General features: G+C 37.3%; 13 protein-coding genes. 4 read left to right on the forward strand and 9 right to left on the reverse strand.

Features of this window, described 5'->3' with window-relative positions; translation table 11 throughout:
* Positions 1-40 precede the first annotated feature (40 nt).
* Together bcsQ and bcsR are read right to left on the reverse strand one after the other, a co-directional pair.
* Positions 41-760, reverse strand: a complete 720-nt coding sequence (bcsQ, locus tag QL229_RS03450) for a cellulose biosynthesis protein BcsQ (protein ID WP_135925664.1) — start codon at positions 758-760, stop codon at positions 41-43.
* 13 nt (positions 761-773) lie between these two features.
* Entirely contained in the window at positions 774-977 is a 204-nt protein-coding gene (bcsR, locus tag QL229_RS03455; protein ID WP_135925662.1) for a BcsR/BcsP family cellulose biosynthesis protein, read from the reverse strand.
* A gap of 119 nt (positions 978-1,096) precedes the next feature.
* Between bcsR and bcsE the strand changes: the two genes are divergently transcribed.
* The 3 genes from bcsE (at position 1,097) to tyrR (ending at position 6,130) form a co-directional block, all read left to right on the forward strand.
* The gene (gene bcsE, locus QL229_RS03460; RefSeq protein ID WP_138556812.1) at positions 1,097-2,725 is read left to right on the forward strand and encodes a cellulose biosynthesis protein BcsE; all 1,629 of its coding nucleotides are present in this window, start codon (positions 1,097-1,099) and stop codon (positions 2,723-2,725) included.
* 169 nt (positions 2,726-2,894) lie between these two features.
* Complete coding sequence (bcsG, locus tag QL229_RS03465) at positions 2,895-4,469, forward strand: cellulose biosynthesis protein BcsG (RefSeq protein ID WP_138556813.1); 1,575 nt, start codon at positions 2,895-2,897, stop codon at positions 4,467-4,469.
* Positions 4,470-4,573: 104 nt separating this feature from the next.
* Positions 4,574-6,130: a transcriptional regulator TyrR gene (gene tyrR, locus QL229_RS03470; protein WP_135925654.1), complete on the forward strand. Its 1,557-nt coding sequence runs from the start codon at positions 4,574-4,576 to the stop codon at positions 6,128-6,130.
* Positions 6,131-6,209: 79 nt separating this feature from the next.
* On the opposite strand, the gene QL229_RS03475 is transcribed toward tyrR, so the two are convergent.
* Entirely contained in the window at positions 6,210-6,698 is a 489-nt protein-coding gene (locus QL229_RS03475) for a hypothetical protein (protein ID WP_135925652.1), read from the reverse strand.
* 109 nt (positions 6,699-6,807) lie between these two features.
* On the opposite strand from QL229_RS03475, the gene QL229_RS03480 reads away from it, so the two are divergent.
* Positions 6,808-7,338, forward strand: coding sequence for a thioesterase family protein (locus tag QL229_RS03480; RefSeq protein WP_135925649.1), 531 nt, complete (start codon positions 6,808-6,810; stop codon positions 7,336-7,338).
* Between the two features lie 64 nt (positions 7,339-7,402).
* On the opposite strand, the gene QL229_RS03485 is transcribed toward QL229_RS03480, so the two are convergent.
* The 6 genes from QL229_RS03485 to QL229_RS03510 all read right to left on the reverse strand — a co-directional run bounded on the left by QL229_RS03485 (position 7,403) and on the right by QL229_RS03510 (position 21,660).
* On the reverse strand, positions 7,403-9,121 hold the full coding sequence (locus QL229_RS03485) for a DUF642 domain-containing protein (RefSeq protein WP_281546489.1): 1,719 nt from the start codon (positions 9,119-9,121) through the stop codon (positions 7,403-7,405).
* Positions 9,122-9,462: 341 nt separating this feature from the next.
* Positions 9,463-10,707 carry a DUF642 domain-containing protein gene (locus QL229_RS03490; RefSeq protein WP_138556815.1) on the reverse strand — a complete coding sequence of 415 codons (1,245 nt, stop codon included), beginning with the start codon at positions 10,705-10,707 and terminating at the stop codon, positions 9,463-9,465.
* Positions 10,708-11,103: 396 nt separating this feature from the next.
* Positions 11,104-12,336 (reverse strand): DUF642 domain-containing protein, encoded by a 1,233-nt coding sequence (locus QL229_RS03495; RefSeq protein WP_138556816.1) that lies wholly within the window; start codon positions 12,334-12,336, stop codon positions 11,104-11,106.
* 249 nt (positions 12,337-12,585) lie between these two features.
* Positions 12,586-16,665, reverse strand: coding sequence for a poly-gamma-glutamate synthase PgsB (locus QL229_RS03500; protein WP_281546490.1), 4,080 nt, complete (start codon positions 16,663-16,665; stop codon positions 12,586-12,588).
* The gene (locus tag QL229_RS03505; protein WP_138556818.1) at positions 16,658-20,932 is read right to left on the reverse strand and encodes a TonB-dependent receptor; all 4,275 of its coding nucleotides are present in this window, start codon (positions 20,930-20,932) and stop codon (positions 16,658-16,660) included. Before QL229_RS03505 ends, QL229_RS03500 begins: the two co-directional genes overlap by 8 nt.
* On the reverse strand, positions 20,917-21,660 hold the full coding sequence (locus QL229_RS03510) for a hypothetical protein (protein ID WP_138556819.1): 744 nt from the start codon (positions 21,658-21,660) through the stop codon (positions 20,917-20,919). The genes QL229_RS03505 and QL229_RS03510 overlap by 16 nt, the downstream gene beginning before the upstream one ends.
* Positions 21,661-21,716 lie beyond the last annotated feature (56 nt).

Genomic DNA, 21,716 nt, shown 5'->3' on the forward strand with positions numbered 1-21,716 from the left:
TCTGGTGACTCGCTCAGGCCAACTGAGTGTTTTATTGTGGTTATTTGTCATAACTTGCACGGCTTACAAGCCAGCCTGCGAGTGTTTCAAAATCGTCATTGGCAACACTGTACGGAGCACAATTGATAGCAACATTGCGAAAAGCGGTGGCTTCTTTAATCACTTCGTCTTTATTAATAAATAGCGGTGCTAGCAGCGGCAATTCTGATTGCCATAATTGTAATAGGTCGGACTCAATTTCTGAGGCTGAATGGTATTTGTTGATTAAAAAATAGTGCTGCCAAGTTGAAGTAGCCGTTTTTAGAGACTGTAATCGCTTATATGCCAAACTATGACAAATGGCATCACAGTTGACGATTTCAAGTACTATATCATTGCTATTTAGTGGATAGCGAAGCACATCGATATGCGCAGGACAATCGAATAACATCCATGTATTTTCATCACAATCAAGTTGCAATGAGTGTTTGATGATACTTGAAAAATCAAGCCCCATATTGGTTTGATTACCATAGGGTAAAAAAATGACGCCATCATTATCTTGGTGAAACTGCTCACAAGCAGAAGCAAAATCAGCGTAGTCAGTCCATCCTAAGCGGTGCTCCCAAGCTAGTCCGAAATGAAGCCCTAGATCTCCTTTTTGGTCTAAGTCTATGACAAATACAGACTCATTTGATTTTCTTAACGCGCAGGCAAGGTTTGCAACCACTGAGGTTGTGCCTGTGCCTCCTTTAATTCCTTTTAAGAAAACTCTTTTCATGATGACTCTTTAATTACTTTATTATTCTTGTGTATTGGGCATCTGCTATTGCGTTTGAAATATCGCTAATAAGAGGATACTTCTCTATTGTTTTACGATTTTTTTCGACATCTGTAATTTCGACATACTCTTGCTGCCTGCCACCAAACTTTTGCAATAAGTTGTCTATGTCGTATTGAGTTAATGTATTCGATTTAGTTACTGCAAAGTTATTCATTTAAAACTCATAGAAAAATATTTGTTTAAAAAATATCAACAAGCGATGGACATAGCCTGCATTATATATAGAATATCGCTTAAAACTAGTACTAAAGTATTTTTTTAAAGGAAATATTTGTGTCATATTTAGACATAACAGGGTTAAAGGCTGCGTATTCTGAGTTAAGGCGAGGGGCAAGCTATGCGTTTCTTTCACCTTTAAATAGCCAGCTTTTGGAGTTAGTTGGGCATATGTTGTCTAACAATAAAGAACCTGTATTTGTCTTGTCTGAACAAATTGATTTGTTTTTTGATAGCCAAGGCTCGGATGTTTTGTTTAATTTATTTGAGCAAGGGTTACTCTATCCGTTTCATTTACAGCATAGTAATAACGTATCAAAAAGCGCCTCTTTTTCACGAGGCATCATCCGAGAATTAAAGCACTACAAACAGCTACAAAATAGCAGTGTCTTTGTGCATTTAGACTCTGCTGTTATCGCATCACTAAGCGATGAGCAATTAATTGAGAAGCTTACCCTCTACCAAGCACTCACTAAAACTAAGGATGTGACTTTAGTCTTTTTAATTTCAGGTGCGCAGCTTGGTGAAGCGAGACAGCGATTACACGCTATGAATCGCTTTTTTGATGGTTTAGTTCATATGACAAAAGAAGCGTCAATTCGCTCGCTTGAGTATGATTTTTGGGCGCATAGAGAGGGTGTAATTGCTGGGCGTACAATTAATCTGCAATTATTTAATGGCCAATTAGCACTAATAGATTCAGACGTTAATCGTACTGTAGAGAGCGATGTATTATTACAACAAGATTTAGACGAAGATGAGGTATGGCTGACTAGGAATGCAGTTCCTGAAGGTACCAAGCTCCCGGCTTCATTTAAAACGATAGATGATAATGATACTTTGTTTTCAATCAGTCTAACTAAGAAGGCGGCAACCATAGTTTTTGCTGTTTCACGCCATACAGACTTATTAGCGTTAGCTAAAGATTGTTTTTCACTTCGTAAAAAGTGTGGTCGAAAATTAAAGTTGGTAATACAAAATGTAGATGGTGTCATTCGTCACCAAGATGAGTGCCTATTTTTAACGCTCGGTGTAAATCTTATTTTATATAGTTTTTCAGAGCCATCACGTTTGTTATCTCAAATTCAATCAATTCAAGGGTTTCAATTTTCTAGAGCGCTTCCTCACTCATTGGATGATGTGCTTAAAGAAAGCGAAAATGTATTATCAAAAGGTTATTTGCCAATCACGAAATTTTCTGAGCAAGTATTAAAGCACAGTGATTCAGCAGCTAATTTAGGTGTCAGTGGGGTGTTTGTAAAACTTCAATTGTTACCAAGAATAGATGCTATTCATCCGTTGCATTTATTTCACGTAAAACGAGAGGGGGACATTCTTAGTTATGCCGATGGGTATATCTATTTGTACCTTCATGCTTGTCGTGAACATGATGTAGAGAATGCGATTAAACATTTGTTTAAGTTGCAAATAAGTGATTTCTTTTCATCAAAAAATATCATTGCAGATCATTTTTATATTCAACAGGCGTGTCGACGTATTCACCAACGCTATGCTGACAGCGATGTACCTGATTACACTAAAGAATTGCAAAATAATGTGCGAAATATATTAGATGCAAAGCCGGCAGGTATCGCAAACTTGGATAAAGAGAAGCCTGAATTTAGAGAGCTTAGCCGGCCAATTTCAGAACAGGTTAAAGTGACCTTAAAAAGCGAAGTATTATGAGCTTAAATCAATTTTTCATCACCTTTGCTGTTGCATTGGTGTTAGGGCTCTTTGTTAGTAAAGCAGGTAAGTTACTGTTTAAAAGAGCTTTATTTTTATATCGCACATTGACATTTAGGCATGTGATATTGACCCCCTATACCCCTAAAAAGCAAAAGAAGGATAACAAGTGAGGTTGTCAGGTTTAGGTATTTGGAATTTATATTTTTTAATTAAGTTTGTATTGTTTAGCCAAGGAGCTATTTCCTTTGATCTATTTGCAAATTTAGCGTTCTTTTGTTTTCTGGTTATTTCATTTGATAAGGTTTGGTTAACACGGCTTAAACAGGCTATCAGTGTGGTCATTGGCATTGTCTTGATGTATCAGGATTCTTGGCTGCCGCCTATTTCGCGTTTAACAAAGCAAGCAGATAATTTACAAGATTTCAGTATTAGCTATTTTTTTGAAATAGCCTTTCGCTTGATCAATTTAGATTTTGTCTTCGCTTTATTTATTGCAATTGTTTTTTATTTTCTAACTGTTAAATGGTTACGATATACCAGTTTGTCAGTTGTTGGTTTTATCTATGTATACTGGCTTGGCTCAACACCTTTAAATGATAGCTCCTCACCGGTTTTAGTGGCTACTAATGAAAAAGCTCAAACGCCTGTCACTGTGACGCACAGTGCTCAGCAGAGAACACCAGATCAACAGCTAGGTGACTTTTATCAACAGCAATCGCAGCTTATTAGTCAGTTTCCGAAAGCCTTTAATGGTGAACCATTTGATGTTGTTGTGCTTAACATATGTTCATTGGCAACGGCAGATCTCAATGCAATTGGTGTAAAGCCTAGTTCACTTTTTGCTAATTTTGACATTTTATTTAGTCAATTTAATTCTGCGACCTCGTATAGTGGTCCGGCAGCTATTCGCTTGCTGCGAGCAAGTTGTGGACAAACAAGCCAAGCTGACTTATTTAAACCTGCCAGACAAGAGTGCTTACTATTTAATAATTTGGCAGAGTTAGGATTTAACACAAATGTGGCTATGAATCATGATGGACATTTTGATGATTTTATTGGCTTGATCAGACAGTATGGTGGTGTTTCGGTACCTAAACTTGATTTTAGTAATCTAAAGCCTGCTCAATATGGTTTTGATGGTGAGCCTATATACTCTGATGCTGATATTTTATCTAATTGGTCGAAAAAACATCAGAATAGTCAGCAGCCTCAAGCACTTTACTACAATACCATTAGTCTCCATGATGGCAATCAAGTTGCTGGCCGTGAGAGGATGAATAGTTTGGCAAGTTATCCGCTTAGACAGCAACGTTTATTCGATGACATTGATACTTTTATTAGCCAATTAGAAAGTTCAGGGCGAAATGTATTGTTAGTGGTAGTGCCAGAGCATGGCGCTGCTTTAGAAGGTGACAAGCTTCAGTTTGCAGGCTTACGAGAAATTCCGAGTCCTTCTATTGTTTCTGTGCCAGCAGCTGTGAAGTTTATTGGCCCTAAAATACAGCATGCTCAGTTAACCGAAGTAAATGAAACGATGAGCTATTTTTCGTTATCTGAGCTTATTAATAATGCCTTTGAACTTGATATATTCGCCGCTAAAGTGCCTGTTAAGCGTGTATTAGATAATCTGCCTACCTCTGCGAAAGTAGCAGAAAATCAAGACACAGTAATGATGTATTTTAAAAATGAACCCTATATTCAACTTGATGGTGGAGAGTGGACAAAATATCCTGGTAAATAGACAGTTTACTTAAATTTGTCCAAAATTCTTTACAATAGACTACCCAGTTGATGGGACTTAGCGTATTATTCTCATACTATAGGTTCCCGTTTTTTGAGGATGTAATGCGTTTAGATATCCACTGTGCTGACCGAATAGGTATCGCACAAGAGATTCTCAATATCTTGGTGAGTTACCAGGTCGATTTAAAAGGCATCGAAGTAGATTCGGTAAATTGTCGTATGTACGTCAGTTTCCCACCTATTGAGTTTGAACAATTCCAAAAAATTATGCCATCAATCCGCCTGATTGATGGTGTAAAAGATGTCCGTACCACTGCATTTTTACCTTCTGAGCGAGAGCATAATGAATTAAATACATTACTGCGTGCATTACCTGATGGTGTTATTTCTATTGATGCAAAAGGGTGGGTGCGCTTGTGTAATGATGCTGCTTGTCGCGACCTGCAATTATCTGAAAGTGAGGTTATAGGCGCCAACATCAATAACTTGCTGAAAGGGTTTAATTTTACTCGTTGGCTTGAAGGGAAAGAGGTTCTTGGTCAAACCACACGGGTAGAAGTGGCAGGTGAAGACTTTATTGCAGATATTTTGCCTATTTCTGTACCACAAGGCGCTGAAGGGGATGTATTAGCTGGCGCGGTGATTAATATTAAGTCGCAAAGTCGACTAGGTCAGCAAGTGAGTGCGTTTCGTCGTTACGGCCAAGAAAGCTTTGCTACCATACATAATTTTAGTACAGCAATGCGCCGTGTTGTTCGCGAGGCGCGTAAAATGGCGCAGTTAGAGGCTCCGATCCTGATAACAGGTGAAACCGGTACTGGTAAAGAGCTCTTAGCTCGTGCCTGTCATTACGCGTCAAATCGTTCTGTAAAACCGTTTATTGCATTATCGTGTGCTTCACTGCCGGATGATGTCGCAGAGTCTGAATTATTTGGTTATGCGGGCTACGAAGAAAACGCAGCACCAAAACGCGGCGTTTTAGAGCAAGCTGATGGTGGTACGGTATTTTTAGATGAAGTTGGCGAAATGTCGACTCAGCTGCAAACTAAGCTACTACGTTTTTTACAAGACGGTACCTTCCGTAAAGTTGGCGATGAAAACGAAGTAAAAGTAAATGTGCGTATCGTTGCTGCAACACAAAAAGATTTACCTGCTATGGTTCAAGAGGGCACTTTTAGAGAAGATCTATATTATCGTATCAATGTACTAACTCTAGAAATTGCACCACTACGCGATAGAAAAGCTGATATTGGCCCGTTAGCAGAGCATTTTATTCAAAAGTATGCCCAGCAAAATGGTCATTCAGTACCTGTATTATCTGAAGATTGCTTACGTTTTTTGCAGGATTATCCTTGGCCTGGAAACGTCCGCCAATTAGAAAATGCGATTTACCGTGCTGTGTCCTTGTTAGATGATAATGAATTACGTATTGAGCACCTGCAGTTACCAACTTTTACCCATGATTTAGGTTATCTTGAGTCTGACTTTGAAGGAACCTTAGACCAAGCGGTAAAACGTTTTGAAGCAACGCTATTGCGTAAGTTATACCCTGCATACCCAAGTTCTCGTCAGCTCGCTAAACGTTTGGGGTTGAGTCATACCGCAGTGGCAAACAAACTTAGAGATTATGGGATTAACCGAAAGACTGTGAAGGTTTAATGGTAACAGCTTGCAATAATATTTAATTAAGCAAAAAAGGCTTAGGTGAAAACTAAGCCTTTTACTTTTCTATTGAATACTATTGTTTGGTACCCATATCTTTGGTGACACCATCAATGGCGATATTTTTTATACCATCGTGATCGAATTTGATCACGATACTAATATTATTGCGGGCAAAAAAGTAATCTCGGTTATCAAGGCTAATTACGTAATCACCTTTAACAGAATCACTGAACTTTCTCTTTTCAAGTTTTAAGGTGTGATCGGCAATATTCCAACTAAAGCCTTCAATGAAGCCATTATTGAATTCTTGAACCCACACTTGCTCTTCATCTTTACTAAGCGTGATGGCTACAGAGTAAGATTCTGGTAGTGACATGTCATAACTTTTATCGCCAATGGTGAACTTCTCAGCTTCTTGTTGCCACGCAAAACCAAACTTAAATGCCTTTTCGACACCCGTTGGATAGCGTAAAGAGCCCTCACCAGGAAAGTTAAAGTCAGCAAATGCTGAGCTGGTGAAAAAGCTTGCACTAAATAGAGTTACCAAACTAAATAATTTCATTAGGTTATTCTTTTTTTATACTAATATATGCACAGATTAGAGCAGATTATTCGCCTTAGCAATATGCTGTGATACACTTTGTGCATTATCAACTGGTTAGACCTTTACTGTGAACCTCTATTTTCGACTAATACTGCTGTTTTTTAAAATTAAACGTAATCGTGATTATCAACAATTATTAGACACGATTGATATTGAATTCAAAGCGTTACCAACCGATTGCGATATTAATTTCCATCTGACTAATTCTCGTTATTTAGCGATGATGGATCTTGCTCGTACCTGGATGACTGAGCGAGTAGGCTTACTAAAACATATTATGAAACGCCGTTGGTTCCCAATCGTTAATGCGACTGCAATTACCTATATTCGTGATATCAAACCTCTTCAAAAATACACAGTGAGTACGCGTTTAGTTGGCTGGGATCATAAATACTTTTATATTGAGCAAAAGTTTCACTCTGAGCGTGGTCTACATGCGATTGCTTATGTGCGTGGTGTATTTAAACGTAAGAATGGCGTTGTGAGCGTTGAGGAAATGCTTGAAGTCGCTGGCTTTAAAGGTGTAACACCTATTTTGCCAACAGAAGTGATGCATTGGAAAGAAATGTTAGAGCAAAAGAAACTAACAAATAAATGATACCAATTTAGTGATTAATAAAAAAATGCCAGCTTAGCTGGCATTTTATGGCTTTAAACTCAGTTTACTTCATGCAAACTGCTTCACTAACAAATGTTAAATCGCTTACATGTGACGGGCCTTCCATCACGAATGTCGCTTCTGCTGTGTTTTGATCTAAGGTATAGATTTTCGCATTCTCACCGTTTTCTCTACCTGAAATATAAATTGTACCATCATCAGCAATTGCAAGGCCTGATGCCCAATTAACACCGTGCTCACCGACTTGGGTTAATTCAAAACTACCCATATCTAAAGTATAAAGTGCTTTACCTGTTAAAACGTATAGCACGTTGAAGTCACTTGAGTATGCAATGTCGCCATCAGAGAAAGTATCCCCCTCATACGAAAGCTTCCCTAATACTGTTTTCGCACCTGTTGCTAGGTCAAAATCGTACATGTATGTTTTGCTTGTAGCACGTAAAGATAGGCCATCCGGGGTTACCGTTGAGCGATAAATCGGGAATGATGTTACATCTGCAACTTCAGCTTGTGTGTCAGTGGCTAAATCTAGGCTGTAGATTTTTGATGCTTTACTGCTGCTATCAAGCTGCTCCATGAAGTAAAGCATACCATCTTTGCTAGCGATATTTGATGCCGTATTGTTAAGGCCAGCAATAATCGACACAGCGCTTGACTCTGGATTAAAGTGATAAACGTAGCCCTCTGTTTCTGAGCCAAAGTTGTTGATGCCGTATAAACCCGTAGTAACTGCACAAGGTTCAGCAACTTCTGTCACAACAACGTTATCAATAAAACCACCGAGCCCTGCATGACTACCTGTACCTGCTAATTCGATAAGAGAACTTACATCCGTGCCTTCAACAGTGTAACTATACTTAGTCCAACCACGCTGAGTCGTGTTTAATGCTTCTAGTAATTCACCATTCCAAAACACCTCAACATTATTAACATCTTCAGCATTATCTACTCGACCAGAGTAGTAAAAGCTAAATTCATATTGTTTACCAGCTTCTGTAGGTATCTCTTGAAAAGCGCTATAAGCACCATTTGAATTTAACTCTAAGTACTGCTCACCATCTTGAGCATCAATCTTATTTAAAGAAGACGATTGTAATTCAAGCCAAAGATTTTCATTGGCGCTCCAGTCAGTTAAGTTTTCAAAAAATTGATAACGGCCATCAGCAGAGGCTACTCTGTCTACTTCGAAAGAGCCATTTTGAACTAAGTTTGTTGTTGGGTTTGTAACTTCTATAACAGATATATTATCTACTAATCCACCATAGCCGTTTGCTGCACCGGCACCGGCAATTGCGATTTCAGATTTTGTTCCTGTAGCTTCGATAGTATAGGTGTATTTTTTCCAACCTTTTTGACTACTATTTAAAGCTTCTAATAATCTACCATTCCAATATACCTCTATATTATTTGTACCTTGTGCACCGTTAACACGTGCAGAATAATAGAGGCTAAATTCATATGTTTTACCAGGAGTTGTTGTTATTTTTTGCGAGATACGATAATTTTTTGTTGAGTTAAGTTCTAAATACTGATCACCATCTTGTGCTGTCATTTCCTTTAAAAGGTTGGTTTGAACTTCAAAATATACACTTTCACTGCTGCTCCAATTTGAAAGTTCATTATAAAGCTGCCAAGTACCAGATCTTTCACTTATTTCATCAGCTTCAAATGAACCATTCTCAACTAAATTAGTATTTGAAACAGCAAAAGTTGATGCGATAGCTAAAGGTAATATTGCTAGTTTTGATATTTTTTTAATCATGATTAACCCATTTATATTTTGTTTTATTTATATGAATTAATTTTATTTTAATTAAAGTGGTTTTCAATTGTTGTTTGTGTTTTCTTGCTTTTGTTAGGTTTGTAATTTTGTATGTTATTGAAAATTATAAATTAAGGTGCTTCTAGGAATTTTCATATTATTTTTTGGCTTTGTTTTGTACTTTACTATTGTTTTTATTTTAAATTTTAGTTTGTTTTTATTATTTTGATAGTCGTTATTAGGGTTTTCTTTAATGCTATTTAAAAGCTTGTTTTTTCTTTTTAGTTTCGCGAGATAAAAAAATGCCAGCACAAGCTGGCATTTTATGGCTTTATATCAATTTACTCGAATGAGCAAATTGCTTCACTAACATAAGTTAAATCATTAACATGTGCAGGACCATCCATTACGAATGTCGCTGCAGCAGTATTTTGATCTAGAGTATAAATTTTTGCGTTTTCTTTGCTTTCACGGCCAGATACATAGATGGTACCGTCATCCGCAATCGCAATACCAGATGCCCAGTGAATACCATGCTCACCGACTAATGTTAACTCAAAGCTGCCTTCATCAAGGGTGTATAAAGCTTTACCAGTTAGTACGTAAAGCACATTATTGTCACTTGAGTAGGCAATGTCACCATCAGTGAATGTATCACCCGAGTATGTTAACTTTCCAACGATGTCCTTCTCACCGGTCACTAGGTTAAAATCATACATGTAGGTTTTACTTGTAGCCCGTAAAGTCTCGCCACCTGCTTTCACTACAGAACGGTAAATAGGGTATGAAGTAGTATCAGCAACTTCTCCTTGCACACCACTTAATAGATCATAGCTATGAATCTTTGAAGCTTTCGTTGTGCTATCTAACTGTTCTACGAAGTAGAGCATACCGCCATAACTTGCAATATTTGATGCAGTGTTAGACACGCCTGAAACAATGGTTACAGCATTTGACTCTGGGTTGAAGTGGTAGATGTAGCCTTCGGTTTCTGAACCAAAATTATTAATACCATATAAGCCTGTTGTGACAGGGCAAGGCTCAGGAACTTCAGTTAAAGAGATATTATCAATATATGCACCATATGAATCAGAGGTTCCCGCACCAGAGAACATTATTTCAGATGTACCGCCAGTTGCTTCAACAGTGAAGTTATATTTTGTCCAACCTCGAGTAGTACTGTTTACTAAAGCTATAGAGGTACCATTCCAAAAAACTTCTGCTTTATTTGTTGTTTCATTTCCTTCTGAACGAGCAGAATAGTAAAAGGTTAACTCATACTTTTTACCTGCTTGTGTCAATACATTTTGTGAGATGCTGTAATTTTCTGTTGAATCAAGCTCTAGGCGTTGCTCACCATCCTGTGCTAGTAAGCTCGTTTGTTTGTTTGTTTGTATTTCAAATTTAGCATTACTGCTTCTAGTCCAGCCTGGAATTTGATCAAATAACTGCCATTCGCCGTTATGATCGGTTACAGGATCAGTATTTTCGAAAGAACCATTTTCTACCAAATTTGTACTAGACATTGCAATGCCAGATGCGATAGCTAAAGGTAAAACTGCTAGTTTGGTTACAAATTTTTTCATGACATTCTCCGTTATGTATTAATATTAAAATTCTAATATTATTCGGCTCTTTTTCAAATGTATATTAGCCTGTTTATATTAAGTGTTGTCTAATTTAAATGTTAACCTTTTGACTTTTATTGTGTTGTTTTTATCTAGGGAGTTTCTTATTTTAAAGTTTATTTTTTTGATTTATTTTTGGGTAGGTTTTTTGTATTTGTTTTTTTATTTTTTCTAGTTAAAAAGTTATTGCTTTTTTCGAGGTGTTTTTTCTGAAGATCTTATTTATTGTGTGTTTTATTCTTTAGATTTTTTATGCGTAATTTTAAATCAATTCTGAGGAGAGGTTTTTATATAAAAATGATGGGATGTTGAAATAATGCCAGTATTAAACTGGCATTAAAATATCAAATGTATTTATTCAACTGAGCAAACTGATTCACTAATGTAAGTTAGGTCATTCAGATGTGCAGGACCGCGTAATACAAAAGTTGCTTCAGCAGTATTTTGATCTAGCGTATAAAGTTTCGCGCTTTGACCACTCTTTCTGCCAGTAACGTAAATAGTACCATCATCGGCAACTGCTAGGCCTGATGCCCAATTTACACCATGCTCACCAACTAAAGTTAGTTCTAACGTGCTTTCATCTACAGTGTAAAGTGCTTTATCAGTTAATAGGTAAAGTACGTTATTATCATATGAATAAGCGATATCACCGCCGGTGAACTCTTCACCTTCGAAGCTAAATTTACCTAATACTTTTTTCGCCCCAGTTTCAAGGTTGAAGTCGTACATGTAAGTTTTGCTTGTTGCACGCAAGTTAAGTCCATCAGGAGAAACTGTCGAACGGGTAATAGTGTACGAGTTAGTATCTGCTAGTTCGCTTTGTGTATTTGTTTCTAAATCAAGACTATAGATTTTTGAATCTCTAGTTTCGCTATCTAACTGCTCCATAAAGTAGAGCTTTCCGTCTTTACCAGCGATATTTGCAGCAGTGTTAGTAACACCAGCAATTGGTGAAACTGCAGATGTTTCTGGATCTAAGTGATAAATGTAGCCTTCAGTATCAGAACCAAATTTATTAATCGCGTATAAGCCAGATTTAACTGAGCAATATTCTGCAACTTCAGCGACAGATACATTGTCTATAAAGCCACCGGTACTACCACCTGTTCCAATACCTTTGAGGGTGATTTCTGAACTGGCTTCACTCGCTTCTACAGTAAAGCTGTATTTTGTCCAGCCTTTAAATTTAGCATTAACAACGCCTAAAGATTCACCATTCCAAAATACTTCAACTTTACTAGCTGTGTCATCGCCAGAAGCACGTGCTGAGTAATAGAAGCTAAATTCATACATTTTACCAGCTTCTGTTGATACAACTTGAGACACGCTATATTGTTGCGTAGAGCCAAGTTCTAGGTATTGTTGGCCATCTTTTGCTTTAAGAATACCCAAACTATTTGTTTGTACTTCAAAAGGGGCATTAGCGCTGCGTGTCCAACCTGTAATTTCATTGAATAATTGCCATTGACCACTAACAACTTCTGCTTCAAATGATCCATTTTCAACAAGATTTGTGTTTGCTACAGCAAACGCTGAGGCAACCGCTAGTGGCAATACAGCTAACTTACAAACTAAATTCTTCATAAAATATCCTTTCTTTGATTAGATAAAGTGTTTTTATCTTCTTTATTTTCATCCTTTATATGAATATTTTCAATTTAGGTACAGGTTTTATTTGTGGGTTTTACAGGGTTTTCTAATCTAAGTTTATGATAGTTTTATATTTCTTAATTTAATAGGAAAATTCTGATTTTTAATGTGCGTTTTGCTCTTGTTTAAATTTTAAATAATTAAGTTTTATATTGTTTTAATATAATCGACATAAAGTTAGTCTTATTTCGATTTCTTAGTAAACCACCCTGAGCTTTGGTTTCGATTCATCTCACTAAGTAATTTTATCGCTTTTTCTAATGTTATGCGTTTTTCAGCAATATCATCATAAATTTGAATGGCTCGCTTTTTACGCTTAACAGCAGCACCTGCATCTAAAAATGATTCGATCATTTGATTTAAATAACGAAGTGCACGAGGTTGCGAATTCTCTTCGTTTACTGACGTATTATCGCTAGAAATTTTCTCTTGAAGAGCAGTTATTTCAGCTTGGCAAAACTCATTTTGTGCAAGCTGGCTTTTCTTAAGAGTAACTAAGTTTTGCTTTAAATAATCTATTTCTAATAAATTAAATGATACAATCATATTTAAGTTTGTTAATGCCGTTCTAAATTCTTTTGCAGAGCAATGTTTGCTCAGCATTTTTGTTATAGTTTGAGATACCTTTTGCCACTGTTGCCAAGCGTATACGTAATTTAATCCCGCTCCCTTAATATTTTGCATGCCCACAATCACTTGATGGGTATTCGGTAAAGCTAGGTTTGCAATAGCTTTGGTTATCTCATCTGCGGATATGTTGCTGTCGTCAAGTAGAGTAACTTTTGACTTTGTGATTAAAATTAATCGCTCTTTTATCTCATCCCTGTACTTTTGCATATCACCCTTTAAAGAATCTAAAGCTATACGCTGATAGTAGTGGCGCAGGGTATAGAGAATAGTCGCGATTTCTTGAGATGAAATGTCTCCGGTGATTTCTTTTATACAAGACTTATTGACACTTCCTTCGCTTAGGGTGAGAAGGTTTTCTGCTATCATGCTGCCATAAGCACTACTTAGCCTCGCCTTTACTTGTGAGCCTGTGAGTAGGTTAAATTGCTCTAGTAGTGTCTCTAAGTTTTCAATATCATTAATTTCAATTAACTTATCTACTCTCTCTGTGAGCGCATCTAAAAAATAGCTATAAAATCCATCTACATTGCTACCAATCACTACGATTCGGTCAAAGCGGAGATCATTGCTTAATATTGAGGCAAATACCTTTGAACGTGCAACACGATCATTACGGTTGTTAATTAGTGCGATGACCTGACTTTTAGGATCGTCGTTTAATTGATATATATTGAGACGTTGCCAATTTTCTAATGTTGCTAATCGCTCGTTTGCGGACATGCTATTTACGAATGATTGGCTTATTGTTGCAATTGGTGCTTTGGCAAAATGTTGTAATACACCTATATCTGGAACAATTCGTGCTGATGTTTCTTTAAATACATAGTCTTTATTTAAGCCTATATGCTCAGCCATTTTACAAACCAGTGCGATGTTGGCAGGGTGCTCTTGGTATGGATAAAGAGAGCGTATGTCCTCTGTTATTTGTAAGCTATCAGCCCAATGTACTTGAATTAAATTTGAGTTCTTTTGTTTCGCATTTAAGTCAAGAATTGGAGCCATATTTTGTTCGCTGGTGAATACTAGGCTATTTTCACCAATAAAATGACTTGTTTCATTTGCGACATCTATTCCTGTTGGCCCTAAAATATCCTCATGGTCTGGATAAACATTGGTAATCGTAGAGAAATTATCATTCATCCAGTTTCTTAAAATTTTCACGTAACGTGGGGTTAACCCCATACATTCCCAAAGAAATACATCAGCTTTCACGTTTGTTGCAAAATGAAGTACATCACTTTGTTCCCAAATACTCGCTTTATCAAAAGGTCTGAACAATGGAATTTCGAACTGCTCTCCACTTGCTCTTGCATAAATAAGTGTAGCTTCACAACCTGTTGTTTTACTTATTACTTTTAACGTTAAACTACTAAATAATGCAGCTTTTAAGCGTTCAGTTCCTGATTTACCCCGGGTGCCCCAGCCACCGATTGAAACGGGGATCTTTGCTCTATCCGATTTTATTTGTTTACTTATCCTAATATGGCGCGCCCAAAAGTATGTAGAAAAAGCCAAAACAAAAAAGATTAATTGGCCAATACTATTTTGATAAAGTGAATAGGCATACTCTTTAAAACTTGCCCACATATTGAATAAAAAAGGCGTTATAGATAGTTTCTTATATAAGTTGGCAATACTTGATTCCACTGGAAACTCTGCATCAAGAACAGACCCATATTGCTGAAATTCAAGTACAAAACCTTTACTTCTTATGAGATCTAAGAAATCTCGCTGTTCAACCTCTGAACCATTTCGTAGATCATCTAATTTTTCAAAGTTGAATGAAATCCAACTATACGCATACATACGTTTGAGTATGTTAGAGGGTGGCGTGATAACTAAAATACCATCAGGTGTAAATGATTTTGCAGGTGTTTTTAAGTTATCCTGCGACAAAATACTTAATAAAAAATCAAGCATGGGTAAGTGTGGTCGAGCGCTGAACTGCTTATCATCGAAGCGAGGCTCGCCAGGCACTTCTGTTTTGCTGATCTCTGCAACAGTGCAGCTCGGGACGTGCATAAATGCACTTGGCTTTCTAGCTTGTGTATGATTAAAACTTTGGCGTTTTCCTGTGCTTGGGTTTCTAAATTCGTGCCAGAGCCGCCAAAAGCGGAAACCACGCTTATATCCCCTTGTTATTAGATAGCTTTTACTTTTTTCTTTTACGTTGAAGGCTTCATTATTTTGTGCTTGTTTGCTTAAAAGTCGGCCAAGTAAATCTTGCTCTATCTCCTTCGAGCTTAAATTTATATCTAAATGAGAGTTTAAATTAAATTCGATCTCAGCAACTTGTTGCTGATACATAAAGCTGACTAACTGCTCTCGAACACGGGTAATAACGCGTCTGACGGCAATAATTTGTTCATTCTCAAGTTGTTTATTTAATACATTAATAAATGACTTAAATAATATATCTGCTTGATTTTGCTCTTCACATTCAACTTGTAAATTAAACATGATCCGTGGCGTAAGCTCCAACAGCAATCGTTTTTCTGCAAAGCTTTGTACTTTTTTTAACTGTTGGCGCCATATATGAAACGATTGTAGCTCTTCGGTAAAACGAGGATCTGTTAATTGCTTGATGAGAGTCAGCCTTACAGCTTGTTGAGTTTCTTTTTGTAAGCGAACCATTAAAAGCTTGATAGCAAAAGGCCACGGTAATAGTGGACATTGTTCAATAACACTCTGTCTTACACGGGGATAGGCGTGTTTTGCAAGCAAGATTAGTAATTTATAATTAGCCTCATTTAATTTTGGTTGTTTACATATAATTTTTGAAAAAGATGTCAGTAGAAACAAATGTTGTCGTTCTACTTTAGCATTTGGCAAGACATCTAAATCAATTTGTGAACGCATAAAATAGCGGGTAAAAGTGGGTCTTAAATTGATCAGGATCTCTAAAATATCTACTTTAGCGGCATGAGGTGTTGATTGCTTCTCAAGAGAAAACAGTAGTAGCTCAACAAGATTGGAATCGAACTTAGTTTCGCCGACATATTCACTAATTAAATTAACTTGGTTGGCAAGAGCGCGAAAAATAGAGTTACGAATTGCTTCATTCTCAGTTTTTTCTAATAAACCTAAAAAGAAACTTTCTAAGTTAAGTGTTAACCATGATTTAGTTATTTCTCCCGAGTGAATGCGTAAATAACGATTAGTTAGATCACCTAGTTTACCTATTAAGAATTTCAATGATTGCTCAAGCTCAGAGACTTTATCTTGGTATCGGTTTACGATGGCTCCTTCATCAAACCAACGTTGAAATGCCTCTTGATCCTTTTGCAGTTGCAATTTGCTTGCGCCAAGCGCTGCTGCATAGTCTAAAATATGAAATTGTCTTTCCGCTTTTAACTCAGCATGATTTAAACGTTCAATAAAGCGTCTGTGATCGCTATCAAGCTTGGTCAATTGATTTTGTAAGGTATCTATTTTATGAGTTAAAAATGCAATGGCTTGCAGTAATAGCCAGTCATCTTCGTCATAATCTTCAGGCTGATCCTTGATTAGCTCCCATTGACTTAATTCATCTACGAGTTCGCGGTATTTTTGACGATATAAATCTAACCAGAAACTGGCAATATCTGCGAAAAGCAAATTTTCAAGGCGTTTTGTAAGTCCGTTACTACTCATAGTCACTGTGCTCTAGCAAATGATTTAACTGAAGTGTTGGGAATATAATTTCATCATGTGCAAAAGGGGCAAAACCTGTATGCTGATTATTACCTGATGAAAATTCGATACTTATATTGTGGTTATCCCATACCCAATCCTGTTGTAATCGAACCTTTAGCCAACCATGCGAGAAATCACCTAAATTAATTTGCGTTTGCCAAGCAAATTGTGTGATGTATTGCCAAGTGGCTGTAGCACGGTTTTCATCCTTAAAGCGGTAATAACTATCAATGCCGAGTTGGAAAATATGGTCATGATAATATTGGTTCCAGCTTGTGTTGAAGCGTAAATAATCTAGGCTTGTCCAATCATCATTTGAACTGGATGAAACACTAAAATTTAAATAATTGTCGACCCAAGGTTGATAGCGGTATTGATAAAACCCCTGCCAACCAGATGCATGGTTTTCACGATAAAAATTGAACACACTTGAATTAAGTAAGTCGTCACGGAGATAATCGTTTAAATCAGCGCTGCTATAGCGAATAAATGGTGACAGTTGCCATTGATGGCGATGTGTTGAGTCACGTTGCCATTTTTGCCCAACATAAAGGCTGCCATCAAGAGCATATTGACTGTCAAAGCCATCATGACCTGGTTGCCAGCGGCTTTGAAGTTGCGCACCCGCATACCAGGGGGTTGTATCATCTTGCCATGAATAATAGCCATTAAGCGCCATTATGTCTGTCTGGTTTTCACTAAATGAATAATAGCCTTCTAATTGATACCAATTGTTTTCGTCGTTAATACGTAAGCGAGCACCAACATCAATGTCTCGTCGCGTTGGGATATTTTCAGCGCTCTGAAATATTTCTTGTTGATCGTAAAGAATGAAAGCTTGCCAATTTAAATCATCACTTTGAAATGATGTTTGCTCACTTACTATTTTTTGCTGCTCAGGTGCTTGATAAGTGACTAAGTCTGGCAAAGGAATTTGCGCTTGAGTAAACTCTGAAATCTTATTGTTAAGATCACTCAGTTCCCATGTATAAAGGCGTACATGCTCAAGCTCAGCGGCTTTGACTTCAATTTTTCCTGCTGGGTGGAAAAATTGACGTTCGTTACGACTGTAGTTATTCATTTTCTCTAATTTAATCAAGCGATCTGCATTCAACGTTGCCACTAGTGGTGTGTTAGGGACTACAGAATAAAATAGCATGGTTGTGGGTAAATCTAACTTTCTCCAACGACCTGCAATATATTGTTGTGCTTCAACTTTTAGTTGCTGAGATAAATAGGGATTAAGCCAGTGAAGGGCAATAATGTTATTATCTAGCCCTTGTTTGTTAAATGTAAAAGGAATGCTCTGCTGCTCGGTAACTGACCATATTTTTAAATTGTTAGCGAGTTTTATAGATAAGTTTGCCACATTAGCTTGAGCCAGCTCTGCAGTAGAAAAACTAAATACGAAACGAATTTGTTCTCCCTCTGTTTGGGCTAAATCTATGTAAAGTGTGTGGAATGGTCGAATCAATAATCCTTCATTATTTTTTAAATGCGTTTTGAATTGGTTAAACCTATCAGCAAAGCTAGTTTGTGCAGAACTTTGGATATCGAAAAGGCGTGTACCAGCATAATCTACAAGGCTATCTAGAGGTTGCCAGTGACCAAAACTTTCTATTCTATTTTGTAAAAAGGTCAATGAAGCGGAGGCGGGTATTGTAGCGATCCGCTGTAATAGTTGCGTGTATTCATTATTGTTTAAACGCTTTTTAGATAATAAATATAGGCCATTAATTAACAGTTCACGTTGTGTTGCATCATAGGCATAAATTAGCGACATAATATCGCCTGTGATTACTTTGTTCGTAGCATCAGAATAATACTCAAATCGTGTAAATAACGAATCAGTGATATCTTTGACATCTAGAAAGGTCTTCTGATCTGCTGATAAATTAAGTGTTTCTCCAGCTTGCAGACTAACAATCATCGTTGAAGAAACAGAGGCTGCCTGTTGGCTTTCAACGACCAATGTGTTTGAAGGTATATCACTAAAGATTGGTATTAATTTATGCTGGTATTCACTATCAGCCATTAACCATGCGGTTTGATACTCGCCATTTTGCTTGGCTTCAGTCCGTGCACTTATGCTCAGGTGGACTGGTTCTAATGCTGTATATTGCCAAGGCATATGTTGAGAGAGTACGGTGTTTTGCAACTTCCCTTGTGAATTTATTAATGTTTCTTGCGCACCAGATAGTAATTCATACTGTTTATTTTCGGCTTTTATTGTAGAGCTCAAACTATGGTAGTTTAGAGCCGTATAACTTTGTTCGGCAATCTGAGATTCTTCTGCTTGATGTGCAAGCCAAAGCGCAAGTCGGTTTTTCTGTTGCTTAGTTGCAAGTTCGATCAGTATATTTCTGCACTCGCTTAATATATTTAGGTTACCAGCACATAGCGCAAACAGTTTAAGCTCTTGCTGTTCGGCTTGATAAGTTTCTAATAGCGATCTTAATGCAAACTGTTGCAATTCCTTTTGTTGCGTACTTTTATATAGTCCTTCTAAATAACTCGTAGCAAGATGAAACTGGTGTTGTTCACGTAAAATATCTATTTTAACTTGCCATGCTTGCTCTGCGACTGATGGATCGGGGTTTTGCGTTAATGGTTTTAAAAAGGCAAGTGCATCTAATGGTGCCGATTTAGCTAAATCCTTAGCGGTTAGCATAGATTGCTGCCAATTTAGTAACTTAACTTTTCTCCTTGCTGGCGCATAGGGTTGTATCATCGCAAGATAGTCACTATATAACTTTCTTAAGTGGTTAGTTACCAGTTGAGCTGTGATAGGGCTGTTCTGATCAAGAGCTCCAGGTTGTAAGTAGAGTACTTCGTTACTAGGAAAATCAGTGAGTGTTCGAGCATAAACTGCAAACTCAATAACGGGAACGTCGTCAGTAGTTTTTTGAATTGTCATGGTTTTGTGGTTTACAGGAACTGACACACTAATCGTTTGGTAATGTTGTGTTGCCTTGATATTTATTAACCAGCTCATGCCACCAGCTGTCAGTTTTAACTGACTATCTTCATCGCTTCGAGCTACAAATGTAAGCCAAGGGGTTGCACGTTTTTGACTCGATAAGTCATAACGAAGGGGGACTTGAGAAAGTGATGTAATATCCCTAACTTGCTTATTAATGCGAGGATAAAACTGATCATCAACTAATCGTTGTTCTTCAAGCTCAGTGATTAGAACACTTTTTGATGATGTAGAGGCATGCACTACGCTGCTGCCTTTTAGTAGAGTCTGAGTAGACATTAAAGAAAGCAAGTCATAATGGCGTTTTACAGCCAAAGGCTCATTATGCGTAAATACGTCATCACTAAAAACGTTGAGGGAATATTTATTGTAAACTGATTCCATCGCGTCATTAGCGGTTTTTAACCAGTAAGGTAGCAGCAACTTTTCCTTGGTTTTGTTAGCTGTTGTGTCATCGAATATAGCTCGATGGCTTTGTGTTATTTTTACGTAAGCATCTGTGTGGCTTCTTATCGTTAAATATTGCCCTGCATTAATGGCTAAATAGTCACTATTTACCAGACCTACTTGTTGATCTTGATATTCAAGAGCTTGGTTATTAATGATGTTTACTTTTGCTGTGAGTACTTCATCAACATAGGCATACACAGCACCGTGGCGCTCCAGTGATTGCATATTTTTTCTAACAGAAAGCTTAATTTTTTTAGCATCAGGGAAGTAAAGAGTAACTTCTTCGCCTTTATCGAATTTATAAAAACGTTCACTGCCTTGCCTTGAAGAGAGTAATATTGAAGGTTTGGCAAGTTTTAATGCGCGTTTAAAGCTATCAATTTTTGTTTGATAGTGGCCAACTAAAGCTGAAAACTCAGCCTGTTCATCCTGACGGTTTTGAATTGCCACAATACGGTTGTGGCCTAAGGCCGGAAGTTGGCAGCGGTTATTAGAACACAGTAAGTCTCGTTCCAGTTGTATCCGTTGCTGAATATATTGTGTGTTGCCTACACTCATAATGAACTTATCTAACAGTTCTGAGTTGATCTCCAACCAATGCCCTTCAGGTAGCCATAAATATTGGTGTTCAAAAGAATCAACTTGTATCTTTTGTGTCGTTGCCAGCACATCTAATTTAGGTGAAGTTTTTAACCAAATCGGCGGCTGAAGTACTGCATGCTCTTGCTGTTCAGCATGAGCAGGTTTGAAGGCTAGCAGCGTAAGTGTTATAAAAGCGATTATGAAATAAGGCATTGGCTAAACTGCTTTAAAAGTAAGTTATTGGTAATTAAGCGCTCTCGTAGTTCGCGACTTAACTCGATATGGAAAAAGTGACTATTCACAGGACCTAGCGAATTAAGAATGTTTTGTGTACCTCCTAGTTCATATACATCCTGCCCATAAACTAGGGCATTTACATCAAGTTTAGAATTCAGGCATTTAGAGATGTGTAAGCTGCGTTGCGATGCATGTAAATGGCCTTCGCTGATGATGATATCTGCTTTTCGTCCTTGCTCTGTAGTGCGCTTTTCCTTTGCAAATCCATGGATTTGATAAATTGAAAATGTTTCAACGATTTTACCGTATGCCAGAATGAAGGCATTACTACTGCTATTTTGGTATTGACTAAAGTCTATAATTTTACCTTGGAGGTCGCGGCTGCTTCTATGCTTAGTATTCGTCAATAAAACTTGGCACTCACTAAACAGAGCTTTAGCAATTAGTAATGTATGCTTGTCAAAATATCTATGCGGTGCATAAGAAATACAGGGTTTACCTTTTGGCTTAAAATGTATTTCGCCACCTGAAATTAAAGATTTCTTCGCATACAACACACCCTCACTAAAAGTAAAGTGCTTAGGGACTTCATCTTGGTTATTGAGCCAAGCATGCAAGGTAAATGTGAGTTGCTCAAAATCACTCTCAACACTTGTTAACGGAGTAAATAATAATGCAAAAACAATAATAAAGTTAAAGTTCATTATTCCACCACCTTACTTTTTGCTCCTGCATTGGGTACTCTTCAAGTATAGACAAC

Origin of the sequence: Pseudoalteromonas sp. PAR1 (genome assembly GCF_947311895.1) — a bacterium.
GTDB classification, from domain to species: domain Bacteria; phylum Pseudomonadota; class Gammaproteobacteria; order Enterobacterales; family Alteromonadaceae; genus Pseudoalteromonas; species Pseudoalteromonas lipolytica_C.

Bases quoted from the DNA above. Each gene is read 5' to 3' on its own strand.
- bcsQ (WP_135925664.1), bottom strand. From the start codon at position 760: ATGAAAAGAGTTTTCTTAAAAGGAATTAAAGGAGGCACAGGCACAACC.
- bcsR (WP_135925662.1), bottom strand. From the start codon at position 977: ATGAATAACTTTGCAGTAACTAAATCGAATACATTAACTCAATACGAC.
- tyrR (WP_135925654.1), top strand. From the start codon at position 4,574: ATGCGTTTAGATATCCACTGTGCTGACCGAATAGGTATCGCACAAGAG.
- QL229_RS03475 (WP_135925652.1), bottom strand. From the start codon at position 6,698: ATGAAATTATTTAGTTTGGTAACTCTATTTAGTGCAAGCTTTTTCACC.
- QL229_RS03485 (WP_281546489.1), bottom strand. From the start codon at position 9,121: ATGATTAAAAAAATATCAAAACTAGCAATATTACCTTTAGCTATCGCA.
- QL229_RS03490 (WP_138556815.1), bottom strand. From the start codon at position 10,707: ATGAAAAAATTTGTAACCAAACTAGCAGTTTTACCTTTAGCTATCGCA.
- QL229_RS03495 (WP_138556816.1), bottom strand. From the start codon at position 12,336: ATGAAGAATTTAGTTTGTAAGTTAGCTGTATTGCCACTAGCGGTTGCC.
- QL229_RS03500 (WP_281546490.1), bottom strand. From the start codon at position 16,665: ATGAGTAGTAACGGACTTACAAAACGCCTTGAAAATTTGCTTTTCGCA.
- QL229_RS03505 (WP_138556818.1), bottom strand. From the start codon at position 20,932: ATGCCTTATTTCATAATCGCTTTTATAACACTTACGCTGCTAGCCTTC.
- QL229_RS03510 (WP_138556819.1), bottom strand. From the start codon at position 21,660: ATGAACTTTAACTTTATTATTGTTTTTGCATTATTATTTACTCCGTTA.